This is a genomic window from Acinetobacter sp. YH12120, from assembly GCF_013418795.1.
GTDB lineage: Bacteria > Pseudomonadota > Gammaproteobacteria > Pseudomonadales > Moraxellaceae > Acinetobacter > Acinetobacter towneri.
This window is the reverse complement of record NZ_VPBI01000006.1, coordinates 67391-92668: the sequence shown is the minus strand read 5'-3', so window position 1 is coordinate 92668 and position 25278 is coordinate 67391. Positions and strand designations below refer to the sequence as shown.

21 protein-coding genes and 1 pseudogene are annotated in these 25278 nt (G+C 41.3%); 15 read left to right on the top strand and 7 right to left on the bottom strand.

The genetic code is table 11. The features are described 5' to 3' along the window. The first annotated feature begins 209 nt into the window (after window positions 1-209). From tkt to FTU58_RS06180, 4 genes and pseudogenes are all read left to right on the top strand, one after another. Window positions 210-2198 carry a transketolase gene (gene tkt / locus FTU58_RS06195; RefSeq protein ID WP_180062212.1) on the top strand — a complete coding sequence of 663 codons (1989 nt, stop codon included), beginning with the start codon at window positions 210-212 and terminating at the stop codon, window positions 2196-2198. 152 nt (window positions 2199-2350) lie between these two features. After that, window positions 2351-2566, top strand: a complete 216-nt coding sequence (locus tag FTU58_RS06190; protein WP_004976879.1) for a hypothetical protein — start codon at window positions 2351-2353, stop codon at window positions 2564-2566. Window positions 2567-2745: 179 nt separating this feature from the next. Beyond that, a pseudogene (locus FTU58_RS06185) lies at window positions 2746-3231 on the top strand (GNAT family N-acetyltransferase). A 136-nt stretch (window positions 3232-3367) separates the two neighbouring features. After that, complete coding sequence (locus tag FTU58_RS06180; protein ID WP_004976875.1) at window positions 3368-3952, top strand: YceI family protein; 585 nt, start codon at window positions 3368-3370, stop codon at window positions 3950-3952. Window positions 3953-4179: 227 nt separating this feature from the next. Here the strand turns inward: FTU58_RS06180 and FTU58_RS06175 are convergent, their stop codons facing one another. Next, the gene (locus tag FTU58_RS06175) at window positions 4180-5691 is read right to left on the bottom strand and encodes an aldehyde dehydrogenase family protein (RefSeq protein ID WP_004976873.1); all 1512 of its coding nucleotides are present in this window, start codon (window positions 5689-5691) and stop codon (window positions 4180-4182) included. A gap of 245 nt (window positions 5692-5936) precedes the next feature. On the opposite strand from FTU58_RS06175, the gene FTU58_RS06170 reads away from it, so the two are divergent. Then, entirely contained in the window at window positions 5937-7118 is a 1182-nt protein-coding gene (locus tag FTU58_RS06170) for a hypothetical protein (RefSeq protein WP_004976871.1), read from the top strand. Between the two features lie 64 nt (window positions 7119-7182). Here FTU58_RS06170 and FTU58_RS06165 read toward each other — a convergent pair whose 3' ends face one another. Together FTU58_RS06165 and FTU58_RS06160 are read right to left on the bottom strand one after the other, a co-directional pair. Continuing rightward, window positions 7183-8178 carry an alpha/beta hydrolase gene (locus FTU58_RS06165; RefSeq protein ID WP_180062211.1) on the bottom strand — a complete coding sequence of 332 codons (996 nt, stop codon included), beginning with the start codon at window positions 8176-8178 and terminating at the stop codon, window positions 7183-7185. Window positions 8179-8425: 247 nt separating this feature from the next. Continuing rightward, window positions 8426-9598 (bottom strand): iron-containing alcohol dehydrogenase, encoded by a 1173-nt coding sequence (locus FTU58_RS06160; RefSeq protein ID WP_004976867.1) that lies wholly within the window; start codon window positions 9596-9598, stop codon window positions 8426-8428. 456 nt (window positions 9599-10054) lie between these two features. Between FTU58_RS06160 and FTU58_RS06155 the strand changes: the two genes are divergently transcribed. From FTU58_RS06155 to FTU58_RS06135, 5 genes are all read left to right on the top strand, one after another. Then, the gene (locus tag FTU58_RS06155; protein WP_180062210.1) at window positions 10055-12058 is read left to right on the top strand and encodes a hypothetical protein; all 2004 of its coding nucleotides are present in this window, start codon (window positions 10055-10057) and stop codon (window positions 12056-12058) included. Between the two features lie 103 nt (window positions 12059-12161). Further along, the gene (locus FTU58_RS06150) at window positions 12162-13874 is read left to right on the top strand and encodes an AAA family ATPase (RefSeq protein ID WP_180062209.1); all 1713 of its coding nucleotides are present in this window, start codon (window positions 12162-12164) and stop codon (window positions 13872-13874) included. A gap of 140 nt (window positions 13875-14014) precedes the next feature. Beyond that, a complete protein-coding gene (locus FTU58_RS06145; protein ID WP_096901190.1) occupies window positions 14015-14998 on the top strand; it encodes an ion transporter in 984 nt (327 codons plus the stop codon). 283 nt (window positions 14999-15281) lie between these two features. Beyond that, a complete protein-coding gene (locus FTU58_RS06140) occupies window positions 15282-16202 on the top strand; it encodes a LysR family transcriptional regulator (RefSeq protein WP_131261626.1) in 921 nt (306 codons plus the stop codon). Window positions 16203-16332: 130 nt separating this feature from the next. Then, complete coding sequence (locus FTU58_RS06135) at window positions 16333-17508, top strand: CynX/NimT family MFS transporter (RefSeq protein WP_154320808.1); 1176 nt, start codon at window positions 16333-16335, stop codon at window positions 17506-17508. Between the two features lie 85 nt (window positions 17509-17593). On the opposite strand, the gene FTU58_RS06130 is transcribed toward FTU58_RS06135, so the two are convergent. Continuing rightward, window positions 17594-18049, bottom strand: a complete 456-nt coding sequence (locus FTU58_RS06130) for a DUF441 domain-containing protein (protein ID WP_179995309.1) — start codon at window positions 18047-18049, stop codon at window positions 17594-17596. Window positions 18050-18208: 159 nt separating this feature from the next. On the opposite strand from FTU58_RS06130, the gene FTU58_RS06125 reads away from it, so the two are divergent. Then, entirely contained in the window at window positions 18209-18931 is a 723-nt protein-coding gene (locus FTU58_RS06125; protein WP_131261624.1) for a pseudouridine synthase, read from the top strand. 101 nt (window positions 18932-19032) lie between these two features. Here FTU58_RS06125 and FTU58_RS06120 read toward each other — a convergent pair whose 3' ends face one another. The 3 genes from FTU58_RS06120 to FTU58_RS06110 form a co-directional block, all read right to left on the bottom strand. Further along, entirely contained in the window at window positions 19033-19476 is a 444-nt protein-coding gene (locus FTU58_RS06120) for a GNAT family N-acetyltransferase (protein WP_004976850.1), read from the bottom strand. Window positions 19477-19569: 93 nt separating this feature from the next. Further along, on the bottom strand, window positions 19570-19926 hold the full coding sequence (locus tag FTU58_RS06115; RefSeq protein ID WP_004976848.1) for a type II toxin-antitoxin system RelB/DinJ family antitoxin: 357 nt from the start codon (window positions 19924-19926) through the stop codon (window positions 19570-19572). 110 nt (window positions 19927-20036) lie between these two features. Beyond that, complete coding sequence (locus tag FTU58_RS06110; protein ID WP_154320807.1) at window positions 20037-20951, bottom strand: pseudouridine synthase; 915 nt, start codon at window positions 20949-20951, stop codon at window positions 20037-20039. A gap of 216 nt (window positions 20952-21167) precedes the next feature. Between FTU58_RS06110 and tsaE the strand changes: the two genes are divergently transcribed. From tsaE to hfq, 4 genes are all read left to right on the top strand, one after another. Continuing rightward, complete coding sequence (gene tsaE / locus FTU58_RS06105) at window positions 21168-21644, top strand: tRNA (adenosine(37)-N6)-threonylcarbamoyltransferase complex ATPase subunit type 1 TsaE (protein ID WP_096901184.1); 477 nt, start codon at window positions 21168-21170, stop codon at window positions 21642-21644. Continuing rightward, window positions 21637-23619: a DNA mismatch repair endonuclease MutL gene (gene mutL / locus FTU58_RS06100; RefSeq protein WP_180008730.1), complete on the top strand. Its 1983-nt coding sequence runs from the start codon at window positions 21637-21639 to the stop codon at window positions 23617-23619. Before tsaE ends, mutL begins: the two co-directional genes overlap by 8 nt. Before the next feature lie 6 nt (window positions 23620-23625). After that, the gene (miaA, locus tag FTU58_RS06095; RefSeq protein WP_154320805.1) at window positions 23626-24570 is read left to right on the top strand and encodes a tRNA (adenosine(37)-N6)-dimethylallyltransferase MiaA; all 945 of its coding nucleotides are present in this window, start codon (window positions 23626-23628) and stop codon (window positions 24568-24570) included. Between the two features lie 92 nt (window positions 24571-24662). Beyond that, window positions 24663-25184, top strand: coding sequence for an RNA chaperone Hfq (hfq, locus tag FTU58_RS06090; RefSeq protein ID WP_104851882.1), 522 nt, complete (start codon window positions 24663-24665; stop codon window positions 25182-25184). Window positions 25185-25278 lie beyond the last annotated feature (94 nt).

Here is a 25278-nt window from a genome sequence, read left to right as displayed (position 1 = left end):
ATAGAGCTTAACACGGCAATTAGCTATTTTCTTGTTGTTATAAACGTGAAAACGTCTTTGAATTTGCACGAAAAATACCCTGAATGGGAATTAATGCGGAAATATTGTTGCATAGGCTTTACCCCTCAGGCGTTTTTTTGAGAGAATAGCGGCTGTTTTGAATTCTATTCATCTTCTTCTATTTAACGATTTTTTGTGGACTCTGACCTATGACGACCCCGCTTAATGAACGTCGTATTGCAAACGCAATTCGTGTATTGGCAATGGATGCTGTGCAAAAAGCAAATTCAGGACATCCAGGTGCACCGATGGGGATGGCAGATATTGCCGATGTGGTGTGGCGTGAATTTTTGAATCACAACCCAACCAATCCACAATGGGCAAACCGCGACCGTTTTGTATTGTCTAATGGTCATGGTTCAATGTTGCAATATGCGTTGTTGCATTTAACAGGTTATGATCTTTCAATCGAAGATTTAAAAGCGTTCCGTCAGTTACACTCTAAAACACCTGGCCACCCAGAATTGGGTTATGCACCAGGGATTGAAACCACCACTGGTCCACTCGGTCAGGGGATTGCCAATGCTGTTGGTTTTGCTTTAGCAGAAAAAACACTGGCTGCACAATTTAATAAAGAAGATATTCAGGTTGTAGACCATTTCACTTACTGTTTCTTGGGTGATGGTTGCTTAATGGAAGGTGTTTCACACGAAGCATGTTCATTGGCAGGTACTTTAGGTTTAGGCAAGCTGGTTGTTTATTATGATGACAACGGCATTTCTATTGATGGTGAAGTAGAAGGCTGGTTCTCTGACGATACCGAACAACGTTTCTTATCTTACGGCTGGCAAGTCTTAAAAGTTGATGGTCACGATGCCGATGCAATTTGTGCTGCAACGGTTGAAGCAAAAGCTGAAACGCAAAAACCGACTATTATTATTTGTAAAACTGTTATTGGTTTAGGTTCGCCAAACAAACAAGGTAAAGAAGACTGTCACGGTGCGCCATTAGGCCATGATGAAATCGCTTTGACGCGTCAAGCATTAGGCTGGACAGATGAAGCATTTGTTATTCCTAAAGATGTATATGCCGCTTGGGATGCTAAAGCGAAAGGTGCAGAAGCAGAAGCAGCATGGAATACAACTTTTGATGCCTATGCAGCAAAATATCCAACGGAAGCTGCAGAACTTAAACGCCGTTTAAGCGGTGAACTACCTGCAGAATTCATCGCGCAGGCAGATGCGTTTATTGCTGAAACCAATGCTAAAGCTGAAACTATTGCAACGCGTAAAGCCAGCCAAAATACTTTGCAAGCATTTGGCCCATTATTGCCTGAATTATTGGGTGGTTCTGCAGACTTGGCAGGTTCAAACTTAACCCTTTGGAAGGGTTGCCAAGGCGTTCAGGACAATGCAGCAGGGAACTACGTGCATTATGGCGTACGTGAGTTTGGTATGACTGCTATTGCAAATGGTGTAGCACTTCACGGTGGTTTCATTCCTTACGTTGCAACATTCTTAATGTTTATGGAATATGCGCGTAATGCCGTGCGTATGTCTGCATTAATGAAGCAACGTGTGATTCATGTGTATACCCACGACTCGATTGGTTTGGGTGAAGATGGTCCAACACACCAACCGATTGAACAAATTGCATCTTTACGTGGTACGCCAAACTTAAATACATGGCGTCCTGCAGATACCGTTGAAGCGGCTATTTCTTGGAAATCTGCATTAGTACGCAGCGAAGGTCCAACTGCTTTAATTTTCTCACGTCAAAACTTGCCATTCCAAACTCGTACTCAAGCGCAAATTGAGAACGTGGCAAAAGGTGGTTATGTCTTGGCTGAAGAAAAAGGTGAATTGAAAGCCATTATTATTGCAACAGGTTCAGAAGTGGGCTTGGCAATGGAAGCATACGCGCAGCTTGAAGGTGTACGTGTTGTGTCTATGCCGTGTGCAGAAGAATTTGTGAAGCAAGATGCAGCATATCGTGAAGCGGTATTGCCATCACATATTCGTGCACGTGTTGCGGTTGAAGCAGCGCATGTAGACTACTGGTGGAAGTTTGTCGGCTTAGACGGTAAAGTTATTGGTATGACAACTTATGGTGAATCTGCACCTGCAAAAGACTTGTATCAGTACTTTGGCATTACCACTGAAGCGGTTGTTGCTGCAGTAAAAGAATTAACAGCTTAATTTTTTAATCCAGTGTTTTTAAAGGCGTTCCTGTAAAGGGACGTCTTTTATTTTTGCATATTTGTTTGGTATTCGATGTGATGATCCAACAAATTTTGTCAGTGTAAGTCAGGTTTGTGAATAAACCTCTGTGTAATTGAGTGAGATGAGAAATGAGTTTGTACGAGCAAATTAATGATGAAGTCACTTTAATGGATGCGGGTGAGCAAAAGTGGATTGGACAAGATTTACCACTTGAAGCTATGGTGGCGGTAGAGTTGTTGTTACAGGATTTGGCTGAAGATCAGCAAATCAAAATTCGCCGTAAGAACCATGAAAAGCAATCAGGCTTAAAGCAAGTTGATCGTATTTTGATTGAGAAGCTTTAATCTATTGCGATGAATGCGGTGCATTAAATGGTGTATCGTCAAAAATAGCTTTATTCTATGCGTAGGGTAAAGCTTTTTTTATTGCTGAAAAATAGTTTATAAAATAGCCTAAGCATAATATGAATGATGCATAATCAATAAAATGATTCGATGCAAAAATAATCAGGCAATATCAAAGCATGCAGGCAACTATATTAGATCGTCAATTTAAGCACATCGACATTGTCGCGTTAAGTGAAATCCAATTTGAGCAATGGCAACCACTTTGGCAGGGTTATCAGCAATTTTATCAGGTGCAATTAAGTGATGAGGTTACGCAAAATACGTGGTCAAAACTAATTAATCCACACAGTACGCATATTTATGGTTTTGCTGCCGTATATCAAACTCAAGTTGTGGCAATTGTGCATGTAATTGAACATGACAGTTGTTGGACGCTTAAACCTTATGCCTATTTGCAAGATTTATATACCTTGCCTGAGTACAGAGGGATGGGAATTGCTCAGCAGCTTATTCAGCAGGTGAATCAAACAGCGCAACAGCGTGAATGTGATCGGGTATATTAGCTGACTCATGAAGATAATTTACAGGCACGGCAGTTGTATGATCGTGTCGCAAAAAGAACAGGTTTTATTCAATATCGCAGCCCTGCAACAGCGATGTAAAACGCGCATGCATATTTTTACAAATTTATCGTTTCAGTCATGCAACATACTGTTTTATCTTTAATCCTGTATTTGCAGCAAAAATCAATAAACTAAACCTCATTGAAACGTATCAACACTTTTAGAGATGAACAATATGAACATGAAATCAATTGCTTTAGGTTTGGCTATCGCGTCTGCAGCAACAATGACAATGGCTAAACCAGTGGCTTATCAAATTGACCCAACGCATACTGCTACTGTATTTACTTGGGATCACTTCGGTTTTTCTACGCCATCAGGTAACTTCTCAGACATTCAAGGTACTATCAACATTGATGAGAAAAAACCTGCTAACTCATCTGTGAATGTGACGATTCCATTAAGTAGCATCAACACCAACGTAAAAGCTTTAGATGAGCACTTAATGGCAGCAGATTGGTTTGATGCAGCAAAATATCCAACCATTACTTTTAAAAGTACAAAAGTTGAAACTCAAGACAAGAAAAACTTTAAAATCACAGGTGATTTAACAGTTAAAGGTGTAACTAAGCCAGTGGTACTTGACGCAGTATTGAACAAACAAGGTCCACACCCAATGACTCAGGCAGCGACTGTTGGTTTTAATGCAACAACATCATTCAACCGTTCTGCATTTGGTATCGCAAGCTATGTACCAAACGTAGGTGATAAAATTACTGTCAACATCACTACAGAAGCGTCTGTAGCTGCTAAAAAATAAGTAGTAATGATTTGATCAAAAAGCATCATTTTAAAAATGGTGCTTTTTTATGTCTGTGATTTTTATCCATGATTTTAATGTCAGCAACTTGAGGTCTATGGCTTTAAAATCTGTTTGGATGAATGGCTTTTTTATTTTACTTTTTGTCCATTCGTATATCCAAAACATAAAAAATGCGAACCGAAGTTCGCATTTTCATTCATCATGTTAAGGTTGAATTAACCAACTTAGAAGAAGCCAGCAGGTTTAGTTGAGTAGCTCACCAACAAGTTCTTGGTTTGTTGATAATGTTCTAACATCATCTTGTGGTTTTCACGGCCAATACCTGATTTTTTATAACCACCGAAAGCGGCATGCGCAGGGTAGATGTGGTAACAGTTCGTCCAAACGCGACCCGCCTGAATAGCACGGCCTGCACGGTAAGAAGTGTGCGCAGAACGTGACCAAACACCTGCACCTAAACCGTAAATGGTGTCATTGGCAATTTTAATGGCTTCATCAAAGTCTTTAAATGTAGTCACAGAAAGCACTGGGCCGAAAATTTCTTCTTGGAAAATTTTCATGTCATTGGTGCCTTTGAAAATTGTCGGCTCAATATAGAAACCACTGCCAACTTCATGACGTTCACCGCCACCTGTTAAAACTTGCGCACCTTCGGCACGACCTGTCGCAATACAACCCAAGATTTTGTTTTGTTGTTCTTGCGATGCCTGCGCACCAATCATCGTTTCAGTATCAAGCGGGTGACCTGTTTTAATACGTTTAACACGTTCAATGGCTTTTTCAAGGAAACGGTCAGCAATACTTTCCTGTACGAGCGCACGTGATGGACAAGTACAAATTTCACCCTGATTCAGCGCAAACATAGCAAAGCCTTCGAGTGCTTTGTCTAAGTAGTCGTCATCTTGCGCCATAATATCTTCAAAGAAAATATTTGGAGATTTACCACCAAGCTCTAAAGTCACTGGAATGATGTTTTCAGTGGCGTATTGCATGATCAATTGACCGACCTGGGTTGAACCTGTGAATGCAATTTTGGCAATACGTGGATTGGTTGCCAATGGGCGACCCACTTCTACACCGTAACCATTGACTACGTTTAATACGCCTGCTGGCAATAAATCTTGAATCAGTTCGACCAAAACTAAAATACTAGCAGGGGTTTGCTCCGCAGGTTTAAGTACAATACAGTTACCCGCAGCCAAAGCAGGTGCAAGTTTCCATGTTGCCATTAAAATTGGGAAGTTCCATGGAATAATTTGCCCCACAACGCCCAACGGCTCATGAAAGTGATAGGCAATGGTATCTTCATCAATTTCAGAAATTCCGCCTTCTTGGGCACGAATACAGCCTGCAAAATAACGGAAATGGTCAATCGCCAATGGAATGTCGGCAGCCAATGTTTCCCGAACAGGCTTACCATTATCCCATGTTTCTGCCACTGCCAATAATTCTAGATTTTGTTCTAAACGATCTGCAATTTTAAGCAGAATGTTGGAGCGTGTGGTTGGAGATGAGCTGTTCCATTGTGCTTTGGCTTTATGGGCTGCATCTAAAGCCAGTTCAATGTCTTCTGCCGATGAGCGTGGGACTTTGGTAAATACTTTGCCATCTACAGGAGAGATATTTTCAAAGTATTCGCCTTTTACAGGGGCGACCCACTCGCCACCAATAAAGTTTTCGTATTGTGCTTTAAATTGAACTTTTGAACCGGGTTGATTGGGATCTACGTAACGCATAATTCTCTTCCTTTGATGGTTTTTTATAATCTGCCGTCATCTTTACCTTTTATCACAATCCTGTGTCTAAAATCAGGTTAAATTTACGGCTAAGGTATAAGGTACTTTAGTACGTTATTTGATTAGCATACCAATATAAGGTTGGAAAAAGGTTGGAAAGTTGCAGGTTTACAAGCAGCGAACAAATCCTTACAAAAGTAAGCAGTACAATGGATGTAATGCCCACAGGATTGTGAGAATCAGTCATGATGAAAAAACAAGATCTATTGGAAAAAAAACTGCATATTGAACGGTTTAGACAAAGCAGTAGTTTATCGCCGCTGCATGCGCAGCAAATTCAGCAGAGTATTTTAAATTCTTGGCAACGCTCTGAAATTGCAGAAATTCCTGTAGATCGGCAGGCTGCTCCGTTAAATTCCAGTTTATCGCATCCGCAAGGCGGTTCGGCTTTACAGAGAGCTGTGCAAAATTGCGCAGAAGATTTAAAACATATCGCGCAGCAGTCCGACATGGTGGCAGCCGTGGGCGATGTGGGCAGTACGATTATTTGGACGGCAGCGAGCGCTCAAATGCGTAATGTGGCGGAACGAGTACATTTTGTAGAGGGTGGACAGTGGCGTGAAGAGTTGGTGGGTACCAATGCTTTGGCTTTGTCACTCAAAACTCAGCAAGCCAGTTGTGTGTTTTCCAGTGAACATTATATGTCATCGTTACATGACTGGGTTTGTTATGCCGCACCAATTTTAGACCCACATTCCAAACAAGTGTTGGGCGTGATTGATTTATCGACCACTTGGAAAAATCATAACAGTTTGGGTTTGTTGGCAGCAGAGCGCTGTGCTTCTTTAATTCAAAATGCGTTGCTGGAACAGCAAAAACAGCAGCTTTATATTCGCGCGTTTCGTGTGCCACAGGTGTTATTTAATGGCAAAGTGGTGGTGATGACACCGCGTCAAATTGAAATATTGGTGATTTTGGCACTTTGCCCACAAGGCATGAGTTTAGACACTTTACACCAAGCACTATATGGTGAGCGTAAAGTCAGCATGGGAACGCTAAAAGCTGAAATGTCGCAATTACGCGATATTTTAGGGGGGATGCTCGGCTCGCGTCCTTACCGAGTTTTGGCGCATATTGAAGCCGATTTTTTACAAGCTGAGCAGGCTTTAGATGCAGGTTATGTGCAGTCTGCCTTGCAAACGTGTGCAGGGGTATTTTTGGCGAAAACTGAAAGTCCATTTTTATGCGCATGGCGAGATTGTTTAGAATCACGCCTGAGTGATGCCATTTTTAATGCACAAGATACCGATGTATTGCTGAAACATTTGGCGCATAGCCCTGAAGCGATTGATGCGGTAGAGCGTTTAATTGAACTGATGCCAAAGCATCATCCTGCACATCAAATTTTATTAAAATACAAAGCCTAAATGACGAATCAAGTCTTTAGGCTTTCATTTCACTGTCCTTTAGTCTTACTGTTTTTTTTAGTTTTTACAGCCCCTTGCGGTTTAACCAGTCAAACAAGGACTGATACACTTCCGCACGGACTTCTGGCGCAGAAAGCACCAAATCATGCACGCCATCTTCAATTTGGCAAAGCTGAATATCACCATGCATGTGATGCCCATATTTTTGCATATCCGCAACATCTAAAATTACGTCAGTACGTTGCGCAATCTCATTCCATTGGCGTGGATAACTACTTTGACTCGCATGCATAATTAAGGTTGGTACACCCAAATGCACACTGGCATGAATTTCTTTTTGTGCTTCATGAATTGCACGTACAAAACTTAATCGCACTTTAGGATAGCGCGGTTTTTTCCATTCCAAGTTAAATAGCCATTCACCATGATATTGCTTGTGTAGACTTGGCACATAAAATGGATTGAGGCGACTTGGAAATTTCATTTCTGGCAGTAATTTGCCTAATTGGCTTAGACGAGGAATGCCGACTTTTTTCTCAATTTCGCTCATATTGAAATCATAAAAAGGGCTGTTACACCATAAACCACGAATCAGTGGATGATTGGGATGATGTGCTACATATAACGTGGTGATTAATCCACCTGTTGAATGTCCCGCCAAAATCACTGAGTCATGTTCTTCTGCGGCAATTTGCTCAAGTGCAGCGGAAATTTCTGCATCATATTCAGACAAGCTGCGCACGTTGTACCAATGCTGATGTGACAAATGCGAACGCCCGTATTTGCGCAAATCTAAGGCATAAAAGTCGTAGCCGTACTGATTAAACTGGTCTGCCATTTCAGTTTGAAAGAAATAGTCAATAAAACCATGAATATAAAGTACGGCTTTACGGGTTTCCCGTTCAGCTTTTTTGCGTACCAAGGTAGCAATCACTTTGCCTTCATAATCAGATGGAAAATCCAGCGTCATTTGTTGGTAATCGGCACCCAAAATATCGGGTTGATAGCTTGGTGTTGTTTTTTGTTTTTTACTTAACAGCATAAGGTGTTCGTCATCCATTTTATTTTGACTATATCCTTGATGAGCTGTGCGCATTTGTCAAATTGAATTATGCAAACCCTCTGCATCTAAATCGCTTTAGTTTTATGCTGCGAGTTCATTTTGTTCTGAACAGCAAAAAAAGCAGAACGCATCTGAGATGGTTCTGCCAAAGGGAAGGATAAAAATAAAACAGCAAAAGAGGAAAATTGAAAAAAAGGATGGGAGATGCTGAGCAAATCTTGATTCACTCAGCAGGAGATTCAAATTACATCGCGGCTTTAAAAATTTCGACCACTTGTGCATGATTGGCTTTACGTGGGTTGGTGAGCATGCAGGCATCTTTTTGTGCATTTTCAGCCATAATCGCCAAGTCATCTTCTTTCACGCCTAACTCTGCTAAACCTGTTGGAATACCAATTGAGCTAGATAATTCACGAATTGCATCAATTGCGGCATAGGCGGCTTCTGTGGTGGTTAATCCGTCAGTATTGACTCCCATCAATTCTGCAATATCTGCATAACGCTCAGGGCAGGCAATCAGGTTAAATTCGCAAACATGCGGCAGTAAAATTGCATTACAGACGCCGTGCGGCAAGTTGTAGAAACCACCGAGTTGATGCGCCATGGCATGCACATAACCCAATGAGGCATTATTAAATGCCATACCAGCCAAATATTGCGCATAGCTCATGGCATCACGTGCTTCAATATTTTCACCATTTGCCACGGCAGGGCTAAGCCACTGGCTAATCATACGAATAGCTTTTTCAGCGCAGGCATCGGTAATAGGATTGGCTGCAGTTGAAACGTAGGCTTCTACAGCATGGGTTAAGGCATCCATGCCTGTTGCTGCGGTTAAACCTGCAGGTTTGGCAATCATGAGTTTTGGATCATCAATGGCGATGAGTGGTGTGCAGCGCCAATCGACAATTGCCATTTTAACGTGCGTGTCGGTATTGGTAATGATACAGAAACGGGTCATTTCCGATGCTGTACCTGCTGTGGTGTTAATGGCAATTAGTGGAGTCATTGGCACGGTACTTTTATCAATGCCTTCATAATCACGAATATGCCCACCACCTGCGGTAACTAAGCCAATGCCTTTGGCACAGTCGTGTGAAGAACCGCCACCTAAAGACACAATAAAGTCGCATTGATTGGCATTGTAGGCATCGACACCTTTATGTACGTTAATGTCGGTTGGGTTTGGCTCAGCACCTGCAAAGATATGGCTAGCAACGCCTGCTTCGGTGAGATAGCCTGCAATGGTATCGGCTACGCCAAATTTAAACAGTCCTTCATCTGTCACAATCAGGGCTTTTTTAGCACCTAAATTTTGCGCTCTTACGCCAATTTCTTTGGCACAACCAGGGCCGAAGAGAGACACACAAGGAATATAAAAACCGTTGGTTTGATCTGCAATATTTTTAAAAGCCATGCTCAGATTCCTTCTTGCATTGGGTATTGGAATAATGTGTTGTTATCGCGGTGTTGAACCGTGATTTGAGTATTCAATGCTTTGTGGTGAAATCCTACCTACCAAACACCAACCCTATTTTCTGAGTAAATAATGCAAACTAATCAATTGAAATTTATTTGTTTTTTAATGGGTTTTTATTTTTTCTGAAGTTGTGCGCAGGCTATAGGCAAGGGCTTAAATCTTGTTTATAGTGTTTTTGTATCTCTAATTTTAAGGTGTAGATACCGTTCACATAAATTTCAGGTGTAATTCAATTAATAAGTGGCTTAAGCTCGATTGAAGAATTGTCCACTTTTTGCAGATGGAAATAAAAAACAAAAAATAGGGATGTATCACGTGATGGGTCTAGTCGGTGCAATCAAATAAAAATAAGATGACACTTAGATAGACCGCACTTAAGCATGAGGAGCGTATATGCAGCCAATTTGCCAGCATAGCCAGTTGCATGCCGTTGCACAGCAATTGGTTCGTATTTCCAGTGTGGCCGCAGAAATCTATCAAGATCAAATGGATTTGGTTGGACATTTTACAGCACAAAATTTGTTTCGGATCGATCCTTTGCAGCATCGGGTCGAATTGCTGAATGGTCTGTTTAGTCTTGAATTTTATCCGCCTAAATCTAACCCTAGTTTAATTCAGACGCAGTTTGAGTTTGCGGGGCTGCATCAAGAAGCGTTTGAAGATTTTTTCTTACATGATCTGCATTTTTTGACTGGGGATTTAAAACCGCAGCATTCTTTATTTTTGCGTAATCAGGCGCAGCAATTGCGACAATTGATTCTGCAGCAAGTTTACCTGTGGGTAGATGGTGCAGCACGGGTTAAGCAATTGTTATTGCATTTAGATGCAATGCAGGCACAAATTTTAGATCAGGCATTAATGCAGGCAGACGATCAGTATCAACCAGTATTGACCAAATTTGTGCAGCAAGGGCAGCACATTCCTGAAGATGTTTTAACTAACTTAACGATGCTGTGTGCTTTGGAATTTATAGAGGGTGAAACCTTTTTGCCAGTGCAAGCACTGATGCAAAGTTATGATGATTTTTGTTTTAGTGCGGCAGAATTTTTACCTAAAGCCATGCATCGTATTTTAAGTATTTCATTTCCTGAACGATTTAATTTGCAGGATTTAATCGATCATCAGGATGATATTCGGTTGTTGTATCGACATGCCGAAGAACATGGGCATTTATTGGGTTTTGCGCGTTTAATGCACCGTGAGGTGTGGCAGCGTTCCGATGCTTTGGCGAAACCGCATTTTTTAAAATCTTGCCCTTTAATTTGGCAAAAGAAAGTCGCCAAACTGCCGTTATTTGATTATCCACGTGCGGTGAATTGGCTGTTTAAACAGTCTGCACAAGTGTTGGATTGGCTTAGTTTAAATATTCATCATACCAGTGTGCGGGTGGCAGTGACTGCGCTCAGTTTTGTCGATTGTAGTCAGGCACATCCACGGATTATTTTGGCAACTTTGCAATATTTTCAATATTCAGCCGCACGTATGTTCATTCAAAGCTGTAATGTATATGCGACACAGCAAGCGTGGTTCGCACATGCGCATAATGTCAGTTTAATGCCGCATGGCGAAAAACAATCGTTGGATGATCCGCGGGTTGCCATTAGTCCTTCTATTTTGTATTTGGATGAATGGATGACTTTGCTGAAAACCGTGGCGCAACACGATGAGCATTTGGTCAAGCATGTATTTCGGCGTTTAAGTCGTGTCATGCAAAGTTATATGTTGTATTTACAGCAGATCACCCAAGATTTACCGACAGCTTTGTTGGACTATATTCAGTCTGATAGTCAGCAGCAACGTGACTTTTATACGGTATTGCAGCGTTATCAGATTCAGCCTGATGATTTTCGGCAGCGTTTTTATTTACGTGCACACAATACACGTGTTTCGGTATTTGACAGTTATGTGCGCGACTATTTACTGGAATATTTCGTAGCGCATACACATATTCCAAAAAGTTTGAGTTGGTTGGGGTTGTTTCATCAAGCGGTACATTGGCATCAACAAGTGTATAAAGCAGAGCTATTTGCCAAACTGAAAAAAGAAATTCCGTGTAGCACATGGCAGGCGAAAAGCCCGCAGCAAATATTGTACTTTTCAGGTTGGTGTTTTGAAGAACTGACCGATTTAGACCGTATTATTGAAGAATCGAAAAACTTTAAACACTGTTTGGCACTGAGCTATGCCAAAGCCGTGAGTGAAGGACAATATGTGGCGTTTCACATGGCATCACCACATTATGTGCAGCAATTGACCTTGGGCTGTCACTTTAGGAATGGGCAACTTGTGTTTGATCAATTGGAATATCCTAATAATCAAAAAGCAGAACAATTGTTGGTTACCATCGCAGCGCAGTTTATTGCATGGCTGAATCCACAATTACCATCAAAGTCATAAGTTACAAGTCATAAGACAACCGTTGTCGTATTCACGGACTTGAGCCTTAACTTTTGGCTCAAAACTCGTTAGGCTATAGCCGTTCAATCATGGTATAGGTCTTATGAAACAGGAAACTGCACTTAAACTTTTAAAAGCAGGCGAAAATGTCTTTTTAACAGGCTCGGCTGGTGCGGGTAAAACCTATACCCTGAATCAATACATCAATTATTTAAAAGCGCGTAAAGTGCCCGTGGCAATTACGGCATCTACAGGCATTGCAGCAACGCACATGAATGGCATGACCATTCATACATGGGCAGGCATAGGCATTAAAGATTTTTTGTCCGATGCCGACCTGAAAAATATGAAAGAGCGCAAATATCTCAAAGAACATTTAGAAAATGCGCAAGTGCTGATTATTGATGAAATTTCGATGTTGCATGCCAAACAACTGAATTTGGTCAATCAAGTTTTAAAATATTTTAAAGACAGTGATGACGCTTTTGGCGGCATTCAAGTGATTGTCGCAGGAGATTTTTTCCAGTTACCGCCTGTAGGAAAAAACGATGAGCGCAATCGTGACAAGTTCTGTTTTATGTCAGAGGCGTGGGTCGAAGCTAAATTTCGAGTCTGTTATTTAACTGAGCAGCACCGTCAGGGCGATGACTACTTAAATGACATTCTCAATGCAATTCGTGCACAAAGTATTGATCATCAACATATTCAGGCTTTGGAGCACACCCGCCATCAAGATATTGGCGACACTTTCACACGTTTATATACGCACAATATGGACGTGGACAATATCAACTTTAAGCATCTGAATGAAATTGAAACTGAGAGCAAGCAGTTTGATGCCGTGTGTGATGGCAATGAAAAGTTGATTGAAACGCTGAAATCATCCGTACGTGCGCCTGAAATTTTAAATCTAAAAAAACATGCCAAAGTGATGTTTGTTAAAAACAACTTCGATATGGGCTATATCAACGGCAGTTTGGGCGAAGTGATTGGCTTTGAAGAAGATGACGATCACGGTATTTTGCCTAAAGTAAAATTGACCGATGGCACAGTATTACTGGTCGAGCCTGAAACTTGGTCGGTGGATAATGATGCAGGCAAAACCATTGCCAGTTTCCAGCAAATTCCGCTGCGTTTGGCATGGGCAATTACCATCCACAAATCACAAGGTATGACCTTAGAAGCGTCAGAAATCAATCTTAGCCATACTTTTGAAAAAGGGCAGGGTTATGTGGCGTTGTCACGATTAAAATCGTTAAGCGGTTTGCGTTTATTGGGATTTAATAGCCAAGCTTTGGAACTCGACAGTTTAGCGATTAAGGCTGACCGCCGTTTTCAGGAATTGTCTGAAGAAGCTGAAACGCACTATGAGCTGATGGATTTAACACCACAACATAATGCATTTATTCGTCACTGTGGTGGCACGTTGAACGAAACCGAAATTTTGCGCAATGAAAAGAAAATTGCCAAAGGTGGAAAAACCAATTATGCGACTGCCACGTTAGATGAAACCCGCGCTTTATTTGAAGAAGGTTATGATATTCAGGATATTGCAGTAGAGCGAGGTTTAACTCCTGCAACTATTATCAACCATTTGGCACGTTTGCAAAAAGAACAAAATCTGGATATTTCAGTGGCACATCCAGGTGAAGAAGTGGTGGAAGAGGTCCGTAAAATTTATAAGCGATTAATGAAGCGTCAAAATGCAGAGCACTTCAGCGATGATGGCGCAATTAAACTGCGCCCGATTGTTGAAGCGACTAGTCCACGCATGGGCTATGATCAGGTGCGTTTAGCATTGCTGTTTATTCAGTAGTTTAGTCATTTGGATAATGATGACTTATACTGCAATTCTGCATTAAAAATGCCCGCTTAACGTCACATAAAATACTATCGTTTTGAGAAAAACTTCGGTTAAACTGCCATCACTGTAAGCCTTAAAATATAATATTCGGTATGGCATTTACACCGTGGTACACATTTCGAAAATTTGTCTATAACAACTTACACGACGATGACTATGAAACATGGTTTAGTCGTTGCATTAACTATTTTTTAATTTTACTGATTTTAGGCAATGCCAGTGCGGTTATTTTAGAGTCGGTGAATGATGTCTATCTTGCCTATCAGGTATTTTTTGACCATTTTGAAAACTTTTCCATCGCAGTGTTTACGCTTGAATATTTGCTGCGGATTTGGAGTATTGCCGAAAAAGACCCGTTTATTTCGCCGTGGAAACAGCGTGTAAAATGGCTTACCAGCGGTGGGGCAATTATAGATTTGTTGGCGATTCTACCTGCTTATATTAACTTCTTTGTGCATCTAGATTTACGGTTCCTAAGAATTTTACGTTTGCTGCGTTTGTTAAAACTGACACGTTACTTTGTATCATTGCAAATTTTATTAAGAGTGATCGAACGGGAAAAAGGATCATTTCAGGCAGTCATTTTTATTCTCTCTATTATGATTGTGATGTCTGCCGCAGGTGTGTATGTGGTGGAAAGCAAGGCACAGCCTGAAGCCTTTAGCTCAATTCCCGCTTCGATGTGGTGGGCAGTGGTGACTTTAACCACAGTCGGTTATGGCGATGTCACACCAATTACCCCTTGGGGCAGAATTTTAGGTGCGTTAATTACGGTATTGGGTGTCGGCTTGGCAGCATTGCCTGCAGGTATTTTAGCCACAGGTTTAGCCAACGAACTTGAACAACGTAAGCAGCATTTAGGGTTGAAATTTAGAGAGCTATTGCAAAATAGTGAGATTGATCTGTTAAATGATCAAGAAAAAATTGAAGATTTACGCAAACAAGTCGGTTTAACCACTGAGCAAACCCAAGATATTTTATTGCAGTTAATTCGTGAGCGTCGTGAAGAAGAGCTGCGTTTAGAACAGGAGCCTTATAAATACTGCCCACATTGTGGAGAGAAGTTGTCGGAGTAAGCGAGGCTTGGGTTAAGAATTTCAATTCTAGTTTGGCTCTGCACGTTGGAAGCCTAAAACATGCTTGCTGAAAGCCATATTATTTTTATGGAATTGTATTGATTTCGTAGTAAATATCATCGAATAAAAACTAAGATGAAGAAAACTCATTATTTACATGCTAAGATTAAATTAATTCATTATTAAATTGAATCATGTTTGGCTTTGTTTCTTATTTTGCAAAATAAAAATGCGACCTAGGTCTAAACATGCAGTCAATAACTTGAAAAACTAGGAACAAGCAATGCTTGAAATTCGCCACTTAAAAACGCTATCAGCCCTGCGTGAACATGGTTCTTTGGTTGCTGCCGCCAATGATTTATGTCTGACGCCATCTGCCATTTCTCATCAACTCAAAGAACTAGATCATTGGTATGGCGTAGAAGTGGTGAACCGTCGTAGTCGCCCTGTGACATTTTCCAATGTCGGACAGCGTTTATTGAAACTGGCGGATGATGTCCTGCCACAAATTCAAATCACCCAAACTGATATTACCCGCATTGTGCATGGTCAAACGGGGCGAATTATTTTTTCTTCGGAATGTCATAGTTGCTTTGACTGGTTGATGCCGCTGCTGAATCAATATCGTCAGCAATACCCTGATGTAGATTTAGATTTTGCTTCAGGTTTTGAAGCCAATCCGCATGAATTATTGCAAAACGCAGAATTTGATTTATTGATTACCGCAGACCCGATTGCCTTAAAAGGTATCGAATATTTTCCAATTTTTGAATATGAATCGCGTTTGGTGTTGTCAAATACTCATCCTTTAGTACGTGCCGAGCGCATTACCGTACAGGAGTTGGCAGAAGAAACCCTGATTACCTATCCTGTCGATAAACACCGTTTAGATATTATGTCTAAGCTATTCATTCCAGCCAATATTCAGCCAAAAGCTATTCGTACTACAGATTTAACCCAAATGTTGATTCAACTGGTGGCGAGTGGGCGAGGGATTGGCGCATTGCCAGATTGGGTGGTGAATGAATATGAGCAAAAAGGCTGGGTAACTTCACGTCGTTTAGACTGCGTTGCTGCGGGAGGATTACGCCGTACCTTGTATGCGGGTTATCGTAGCGAAGAAAAAGAAAAGTGCTATTTTGAAGGCTTTTTGAAGCAATTAGAGAAATTTTCCCAAAAACGCACGCAGTATTATTCAAGTTAAAAATCGTACGATCAGCATCGTAAAGAGAATGCTAATTTATCGCTAAAAACACTAAGCTCATCTAAATCTCCACTAAAAACAGTGAGATGTTCTTGCTAAGCTTGCCTTGCGAAAATTAAGGGAGAGCGCAGTGAGTTCGGTACGTTGGCTGACAAAGGATTTGTGGATTGTTGCTGCGGGTTTTATGGCAGCAATGCATATTGGCAAGTTGCCACCGACTGTACCCATCCTACAAGCTGAACTCGGAATTAGTTTGGTTCAGGCAGGTTTTTTGCTGTCTTTGGTACAAGCTGCGGGCATGTCTTTGGCGTTGTTGCTAGGCAGTTATACCGCAAAAATTGGCTTAAAACGCTGTGTACTTTTGGGTTTGTCTTTATTGGCAGGTGCAAGTTTTGTTGGTGGTTTTGTACATAGCTTTTCCGCACTATTAAGTCTGCGTGTAATTGAAGGTTTTGGCTTTTTACTGATTACACTCAGCGGCCCTGCATTTATTCGTCAACTGGTTGCAGTGGAGCAGTTGCCTGCCAAAATGGGGCTGTGGAGTGCCTATATGGGCGGTGGGATGGGTATTGGTTTACTAAGTACGCCGTTTTTACTGCCCATCTTGGATTGGCAAGGCGTGTGGATGTGTTTGGGATTGTTATCCTTTGCGCTCGCAATCATCATTTATAAAGCCGTACCGAGTGTGCAGATCAGCACGCAAGCCATTGCCATCTTTGAACTGATTAAAAGCACTTTGAGCCATCCACCCGCATGGATATTGGCTTTGGTTTTTGGTGTTTATGCAGGGCAGTGGTTCAGTTTGGTGGGTTTTTTGCCGACCATTTATCAGCAATATCAAATATCTTTACAAACCGCAGGTGTGCTCACAGCTATGGTTGCAATGGCAAATGCGGTGGGTACATTTGTATGTGGGTTGTTATTACAGCGTGGGCTGAGAGCGCAAGTGTTGATGCAAATGGGTTTTGCGGTATTGATGCTATGCGCACTGAGTTTTTATATTTTGCGTGATGTTTTACCATTCATTGTGCAGTTTTTATTGGTCATCCATTTCTCTTTATTTGGTGGTTTAGTCGCAGCTGTGGTATTTGCGCAAGTACTTAATTTTGCACCACAACCGATTGCGATTAGTACCACCGTAGGTTTGGTGTTGCAGTGCTCGGCAATTTCACAATTTTTATTGCCGCCTGTGGTCGCAGCTATCGTATCTGCCACAGGAACATGGCTTTGGGTTGGTATTTTAATGGCCGTTTTATCTGCAATGGGAATGATATTAACATCTATCTTGTTTCGCAAAGTGGCTTAGATTTGGATGGTTTTTATTGAAATTGGTTGATACAAGACGATGAATTCAAGCAAAACCATCTAAACCAAGCGTCCCTAAATCTATGTTAAGAATAGCCAATAAACAAGGTGAGAATTCCTGCTGCAATCAGTGGTCCCACAGGCACGCCACGTAGCACAGCAACACCTGCGACTGTACCAATCAATAAGCCTGCGACCACATCAGGCTGATTGGTCATGAGCTTGACACCACGCCCGCCTAACCATGCCACAAAAACACCAATTGCAATCGCAAGTAAAGATTTCCAACTCAGGAAAGATTTTAGAATTGCTTCGCCTGGAAGTTTGCCACTGGCAATGGGTGTCAGTACGCCAATGGTGAGAATGATAATGCCCAGATTTAAGCCATGCTGCTGCAATAGTGGGAAAAATTCACTTAGCGGCGTAATTCTAAAAATAATCAGTACTGCTGCGGCAATGGTCACAGCCGTATTTTGGCTAAAAATACCGCATGCGAGTAGAACGATCAGCACCATCAGGTTAAGGTCTAATTGAGAGAGCATGGTGATCCATAAAAGGGGAAATAAATTGGAAAAGTGCAGTTATTGTAACTGTTTTGAACTACAAGCGGGCAAGGTACGCAATGTGTTCAGAATTTACGGTGTATTTGGTTTAGAATAGCAGCAAATATATTTATACTTTTTATCATTAGGTCGCTCATCATGTTGTTGGAAAAAATGTTGCAATCACAAGGCTTTGGATCACGTAAACATTGCCAACAACTCATTAAAAATGGTGCAGTCACCATTATGGGCGAAACCCAGACCAATCCTAAATTCGCGATAAAAATTGCGCCTGAAACGGTTTTGCAATTTTCGGTGTATGGGGAAAATTATCAATATCGTGAAAAGGTCTATATCGCCTTACATAAACCACAAGGCTATGAGTGTTCGCATCAGGCGACCCATCATTTTAGTGTGTTTGACTTGTTTGATGATGTATTGCTGAATCGTGGTTTGCAGTGTGTTGGACGCTTAGATCAGGACACCACAGGGCTGTTATTGCTGACGGATGATGGACAGTTTTTACAAGCATTGACCCATCCTAAAAAGCATGTGGCAAAAGTGTATGCTATGCACACCGCAGACCCGATTAATGCAACACAAATCCAGCAACTTGAGCAGGGTGTCGCATTGCGCAATGAATCAGGGACATTTGCTGCAACAGAGGTACAACAGCTTGCTGAACATGAATTGCAGATGACCATTCATCAAGGTGTTTATCACCAAGTTAAACGTATGCTGGCAGCAGTGGGCAATAAAGTAGAACAATTACATCGTCAGCAAGTTGGTGCATTAAACTTGACTGATTTGGCTTTAGATGTGGGTGAATGGATGTATTTAAGCCCTGAACATGTCGAGTTGGCAAAAAGCCGTATGGAATAACATGAGTTTAGCTGAGCTTTCATCAATAGCTTATGAGCAATGGCTTGGGCTAGGTTAAATTTAAATCCATTGTCTAACTCTGCAATCGTCAGATCAGATGACTATTTTAAAAAGCAGTGATAGGTTTGAAATTCATCATCTTTGACAAAACCCATCTTTTCATACAATTGGTGGGATTGGTAATTACTTTTCTGTGTTTCAAGGCTAATCCGTAGCGCATTTTCATGTCGTGCAAATAAAATTGCAGTATCAATGAGCTGTTTGGCCGAACCTTGTCGTCTAAAAACAGGGGTGACATAAACGTCATCTAAAATATAGTAGGTCGAGCAGGCAACCGAAGAAAAGCCTAAATAAAGTAATACAAATCCAGTGATTTTTTGATCTTTGATATGAATGAAAATCACACTTTCCTGATTTTCAAAACGCTGTTTTAAGAATGCTGCTGAAAGGCTTAAATTCGAGGATGCACCATAAAACTGACGATACTCATCGAACAATACAGCAAGCTGGTCTAAGTCTTCTAAAGTGGCACGTCTTACAATCATTACGATACTCCATGCTTTTTTATTGTCCTTGCATGAAGCATAGCTAAGTTTTTAAAGTAAATTTTTAAAGAATTGTTTAAAAATGCAACACTGTTAATTTTTGTCAGTTTCACCCAAAATTGCATTGAGTTCATCAAACAAGTCTAGATGTTCATCATCCAGTTCAAAATCTTCAACACTATTATTGCCAGTTACAGATGCTTCATTGCTTGGGGTTGCATCCACTAGCGTTGCTTTTTGCTCTTGTTTTAATTTGCGTAACTTAATCAATTGTTCCAGATTAATATTCTGATTTTCAATTGAAAAGGGAATTGATTTAGTCAGCACGACTTGCTTAAAAAACAAACGTACCGCTTGCGCAGGCGTAATCCCCAACTGTTTAAACACAGCAAAGGCTTGTTTTTTCTCTTGAGAGTCCAAGCGTACTTGATAGACTTCAGTTTTTCTCATAATTTTTAATAGAAGGAAGTAGATTTAAATTTTAGCAATATTGTAAACAATTCATTTGTAATTTCAATATGACTACAACGAAAATCCACTATTTTGTAATGACAAACATATTACAATGTCAATTCTTGCTGTGCGCTAAAGTGGAATTGTTGCTGGCTAATCGGGTCAAAAAAACTTAAATGCTTGGCAAGCAATTGTAGCGGTGCAGAAAAATCATCTGCTTGTTTGTGCTGTAAAATGGGATAAAACGGGTCGTTCTTAATCGCAATACCTAAGCTATTTAAATGCACACGCAGTTGGTGCTGCTTGCCTGTTGTAGGCTTTAATTCATATTTTGCCCATGTTTGATTATGTTCAAGCAAACGAATTTCTGTTTCGCTGTTAGGTGTGCCTGCCACGACGTGCATCAAATAAAAAGGTTCACCTTTTTCCATGCGTAATTGCACAGTACATGGTAGTGACAAATTAGCTTGATAAGGCGCAATGGCATGGTAGGTTTTTTGCACCTGACGTTCTGCAAATAATTGCTGATACACCGCCCGAGTTTCTGGTTGTTTGGAAAACAGCACCACACCCGCAGTTTCGCGGTCTAAACGATGAATAGGTGTGAGCTGCTCATTCTGTGTTTGTTTTTTTAAGCGTACTAATAGGGTTTCTTGTACATATTGCCCTGTAGGGCTCATGGTCAAAAAATGTGGTTTATCTACAACCAATAAGTGTTCATTTTCAAATAAAACTTGATGCTGAAAAGGCACTGCAACTTCATGCGCTAAAAAACGATAATAAAAAATATCCTGATGTGCGCTATAAGGTGTATCTAAATCTAAACGCTTGCCTTCGGCATCATAAACCAGACCATCCTCAAAGCGTTGCAGCCATTCCTGTGCAGAAATATGGGCAAACTGGGCACATAAATAACGAAAAATTGATTCAGGCTGTGTGCTTAATTTGGGTAAATGCAATTTGCTGGCGCTCACACCATCTAGCATGGGTGGAACAAAGGTGTTGGGATGAGTCGACTTCATCTGCAAATTGCTCATATTCAGGTGGGAGAGTTTCTTTTTCATCATATTGAAAATAGCCTAAGCAGTTTGGGTGCTAAGCTTAACAATCTTGATTCATTGCCTTGTCTAAAATTGTTATAAATTGTCCACATTTACACAGTTTTATCCATCAGTACATAGGCTTTAAAGCAGTGCGATGCTATCATAATTGGTCTTTTGAATCATGTCGTGAGCGTTATGCAGTATTCATTTAATTTGGCTTTAAATAATGAGCAAGATACCCAAAATCTGGCGCAGGTTTTGGCAACGCATTTTCGGTCGGGTGTGATTTATTTAATTGGTGATTTAGGCGCAGGAAAAACCACTTTATCGCGTTATTTTCTACAGCATTTGGGGCATCAGGGCGCGGTTAAAAGCCCGACTTACACCTTGGTGGAACCTTATCAAATACAAGGACAAGATATTTTTCATTTTGATTTATATCGTTTAAATGATCCTTATGAATTAGAGCTGATGGGCATTCGTGATTATTTAGAAACCCCAAATGCCTTGTTTTTATTTGAATGGCCATCAAAAGGTGGCGATGAAATTCCGCCCGCAGACCTGATCATTGAAATTAAAAAATCGGAAGATGAATTAAGCCGTACTGCAACGCTAAGTTCGTCTTCGGTTGCATTACAACAAGCTTTGGAGCAACAATTTAATCATGCCTAATGATGTGTTAAATCTACGTCGGATCCACACGCTTGAACCTGCCTTAGCCAACCAAATTGCTGCAGGTGAGGTGATTGAACGTCCTGCCTCTGTGGTCAAAGAACTACTAGAAAACTCCATTGATGCAGGTGCAACCGAGCTAATTATTCGGGTGGCACAAGGCGGCAGTACACTCATTGAAATTATTGATAATGGTCGTGGCATTCATGCTGAAGATTTGCCTTTGGCGGTGACTCGTCACGCGACCAGTAAAATTCAAACGGCTGATGATTTACATGCTATTGTCAGTTTAGGCTTTCGTGGTGAAGCACTGGCATCAATTGCAGCAGTATCGCGTTTGACTTTGGTCAGTAGCCAAACTGAAGATGGTGTCGGTTATCAGGTCGAAGTCAATGGCACTGCCTTTGACCATCAAGATATTCAGGCCGTTGCTGCACAAAAAGGCACACATATTCGGGTACAGGATTTATTTTTTAATGTGCCTGCACGACGTAAATTCCTGAAAAAAGCGGGTACAGAATTCGGACATATTGAAGAAATTGTGCGTCGTTTGGCACTCACACATTTCGATATTCGTTTTGTTTTGGAACACAACGACAGCATCAAACTGAATTTACCCATTGCAGACAGTGGCGAATTGCGTTTTCAGCGCGTGCAGCAACTTTTAGGACGAAACTTTGTCGAAAATGCCTATTGGATTGATGCTGATAGTGTCACCATGCGCTTATCGGGTTGGTTGGGGCATCCTTCCGATGCACGTTCACAAGCCGATTTACAGTATGTGTATGTGAATGGACGTATTGTAAAAGACAAGACCATCTCCCATGCTTTGCGTATGGCATACGAAGGTATTTTGCATGGACATCAACATGCTGCATATTTGCTATTTTTAGAAGTAGAACCTGAAAATATTGATGTCAATGTGCATCCGACCAAGCATGAAATTCGCTTTTTAAATCAGCGAGAAGTTCATGAGTTTGTACGACATTATGCCAAAGAAACCTTAGCTCAATTTCAAACTGCAACAGCAGATTTAGCCACTGCTATGAAAGCTGATCCTGTCGAACAAGCTGCGCCTTATGTGGTGCAACCGCGTTATCAGGAACAATTTTTACTGCACAAACATGCCGAGGCAAATCCTTACAATTCCGCTGACGATGCAGTAGATGCGTACACGATGCAGCCCGCTTCACAAGCGGGAAGTGAGTTACTTACCGATTTTAATCAGAGTCAGCCGCAGACAGTTCAATATAACCGACCTGTGCAGAGTAATTATCAAGGTTCGCAACAGCTCAACAATGCTTTAAAAAGCTATCTCGCGCCTTTACGTGATCTAGATCAAGACTCAGCCAATCTTACGCAAACAAACACAACACCTGCGGTGGATGAGCATCCGCTCGGCATTGCAATTGCGCAATTGCATGGTATTTACATTCTGGCGCAAAACAGTGAAGGCTTGATTATTGTAGATATGCATGCCGCCCATGAACGAATTGTGTTGCAACAGATGAAAGCCGCTTGGGATAAACCTGAGTTTTGGACTTCGCAGCAATTGCTGATCCCCAAAGTTATCAGCATTAGCCGCATGCAAGCCATGCGGGTGGATGATTTAAAAGAACAATTGGCACGACTGGGCTTGGAAATAGACCAATATGGCGATGAACAGGTCATTGTGCGCGGTGTGCCCGCGATTTTGCATAAGGCAGATTTTGCCGAATTAATTCCTGAATTACTTGATGATTTAGATCCGAATGATGAGGCGCAAGCCTTGTTGCAAAAGCGTGATCATATTTTGGCGGGAATGGCATGTCATAGTGCAGTACGTGCACATCGGATGTTAAGTCTTTCTGAAATGAATGCCTTATTGCGTCAAATGGAACAAACCGAATTTGCTAGCCAATGTAATCATGGTCGCCCGACTTGGCGTGCCTTTCCATTGGCACAACTAGATAAACTTTTTGCTCGAGGAGAGTAGCGTTACATGTCAAATCAATTGCCGGTCATCAATTTAATGGGACCAACTGCAAGTGGTAAAACTGCTTTGGCATGTGAACTCTATGAACTAGGTCATTTTGAGCTAATTTCAGTCGATTCTGCGCTGGTTTATCGAGATATGGACATTGGTACAGCCAAGCCGACTAAAGCGGAGCAGGCGCGTTATCCGCACCATTTGATTGATATTATCAGCCCGCTTGAAGTTTATTCTGCTGCACAGTTTGTGGAAGATGCTTGTGCCTTAATTGATGATATGCACGCGCGTGGCAAAACCCCAATTTTAGTGGGTGGAACCATGCTGTATTTTAAAGCTTTGCTTGAAGGACTATCTTCCAATTTACCCAGTGCCAATTACGACGTCCGTGCAGAAATTGAAGATAAAGCTGCACGCGAAGGTTGGGAAGCGGTCTATGCAGAGTTGTGTGCAGTAGATGCACTGGCGGGTGAAAAATTTAAGGTATCAGATAAACAACGTATTATTCGTGCACTAGAAGTTTATAAATTAACAGGAACGCCAATTACCCAGCTTCAGGCGGAACAACCCAAAAATGTACCATATCGTTACACTTTTCATAACCACGCCTTGATGCCTGATCGGGTAGAATTACATCAGCGTATTCAAAAACGCTTAGAGATTATGTGGGAAATGGGTTTTTTGAATGAGGTGCGACATCTTATTGAAAATTACGATTTAGATGCTAATTTACCCTCTATGCGTTCAGTTGGCTATCGTCAAGCTTTAGAGTTTTTGCAAAACGGTGATGAAAGTCGCGAAAAAATGCAGGAAATGGAGGATAAGGCGCTATTCGCGACACGACAACTCGCGAAACGTCAATATACTTGGCTCAGATCGTTGCAAGAATCGCATAAATTTCACACATATTTTACGATAAAGCAGGCTCAAGAAGACTTGCGAAACTGTTACGGATAAAGCAAAATTTACCTACTGTCTTTTTTATAATTTTTAATTGAAAAATAGAGATAGTTTTTGCGCTGATTTTTAATTATTTTTGGAGTTATAACATGTCTAAAGGTCAAACTTTACAAGATCCGTTCTTGAATTCTCTCCGTAAAGAACGTATTCCTGTTTCTATCTTCCTTGTGAACGGTATTAAGCTACAAGGCCATATTGAATCTTTTGACCAGTATGTTGTTTTATTAAAAAATACGGTAAGCCAAATGGTTTACAAACATGCAATTTCTACAGTTGTTCCTGCACGTAATCCACGTCCTGCTGGTGCACCTGCTGGTGGTCAAGGCGCTGGCTTTGGCGGTCAAGGCGGTGGCTTCGGTGGTCAAGGTGGTGGCTTTGGTGGTCAAGGCGGCTTCGGTGGTCAAGGTGGTGGCTTTGGTGGTCAAGGTGGCGGTTTCGGTAGTCAAGGTGGCTTTGGTGGTCAAGGCGGTGGTTTCGGTGGTCAAGGCGGCGGCTTCGGTGGTCAAGGTGGCTTCGGTGGTCAAGGTGGCTTCGGTGGCGGTCAAGCAACTGGCGGTTTTGACAACGATTCTAAATTTGAAGAATCTTCAGAAGACGATAACAACCGTTAATTGATCTTCTTAAAAAACCTCTCGAAATGAGAGGTTTTTTTATGTCTATGGTTTTTTTATCAAAGTCGTATTTTGGTAGTGGCTAAGATGAAGT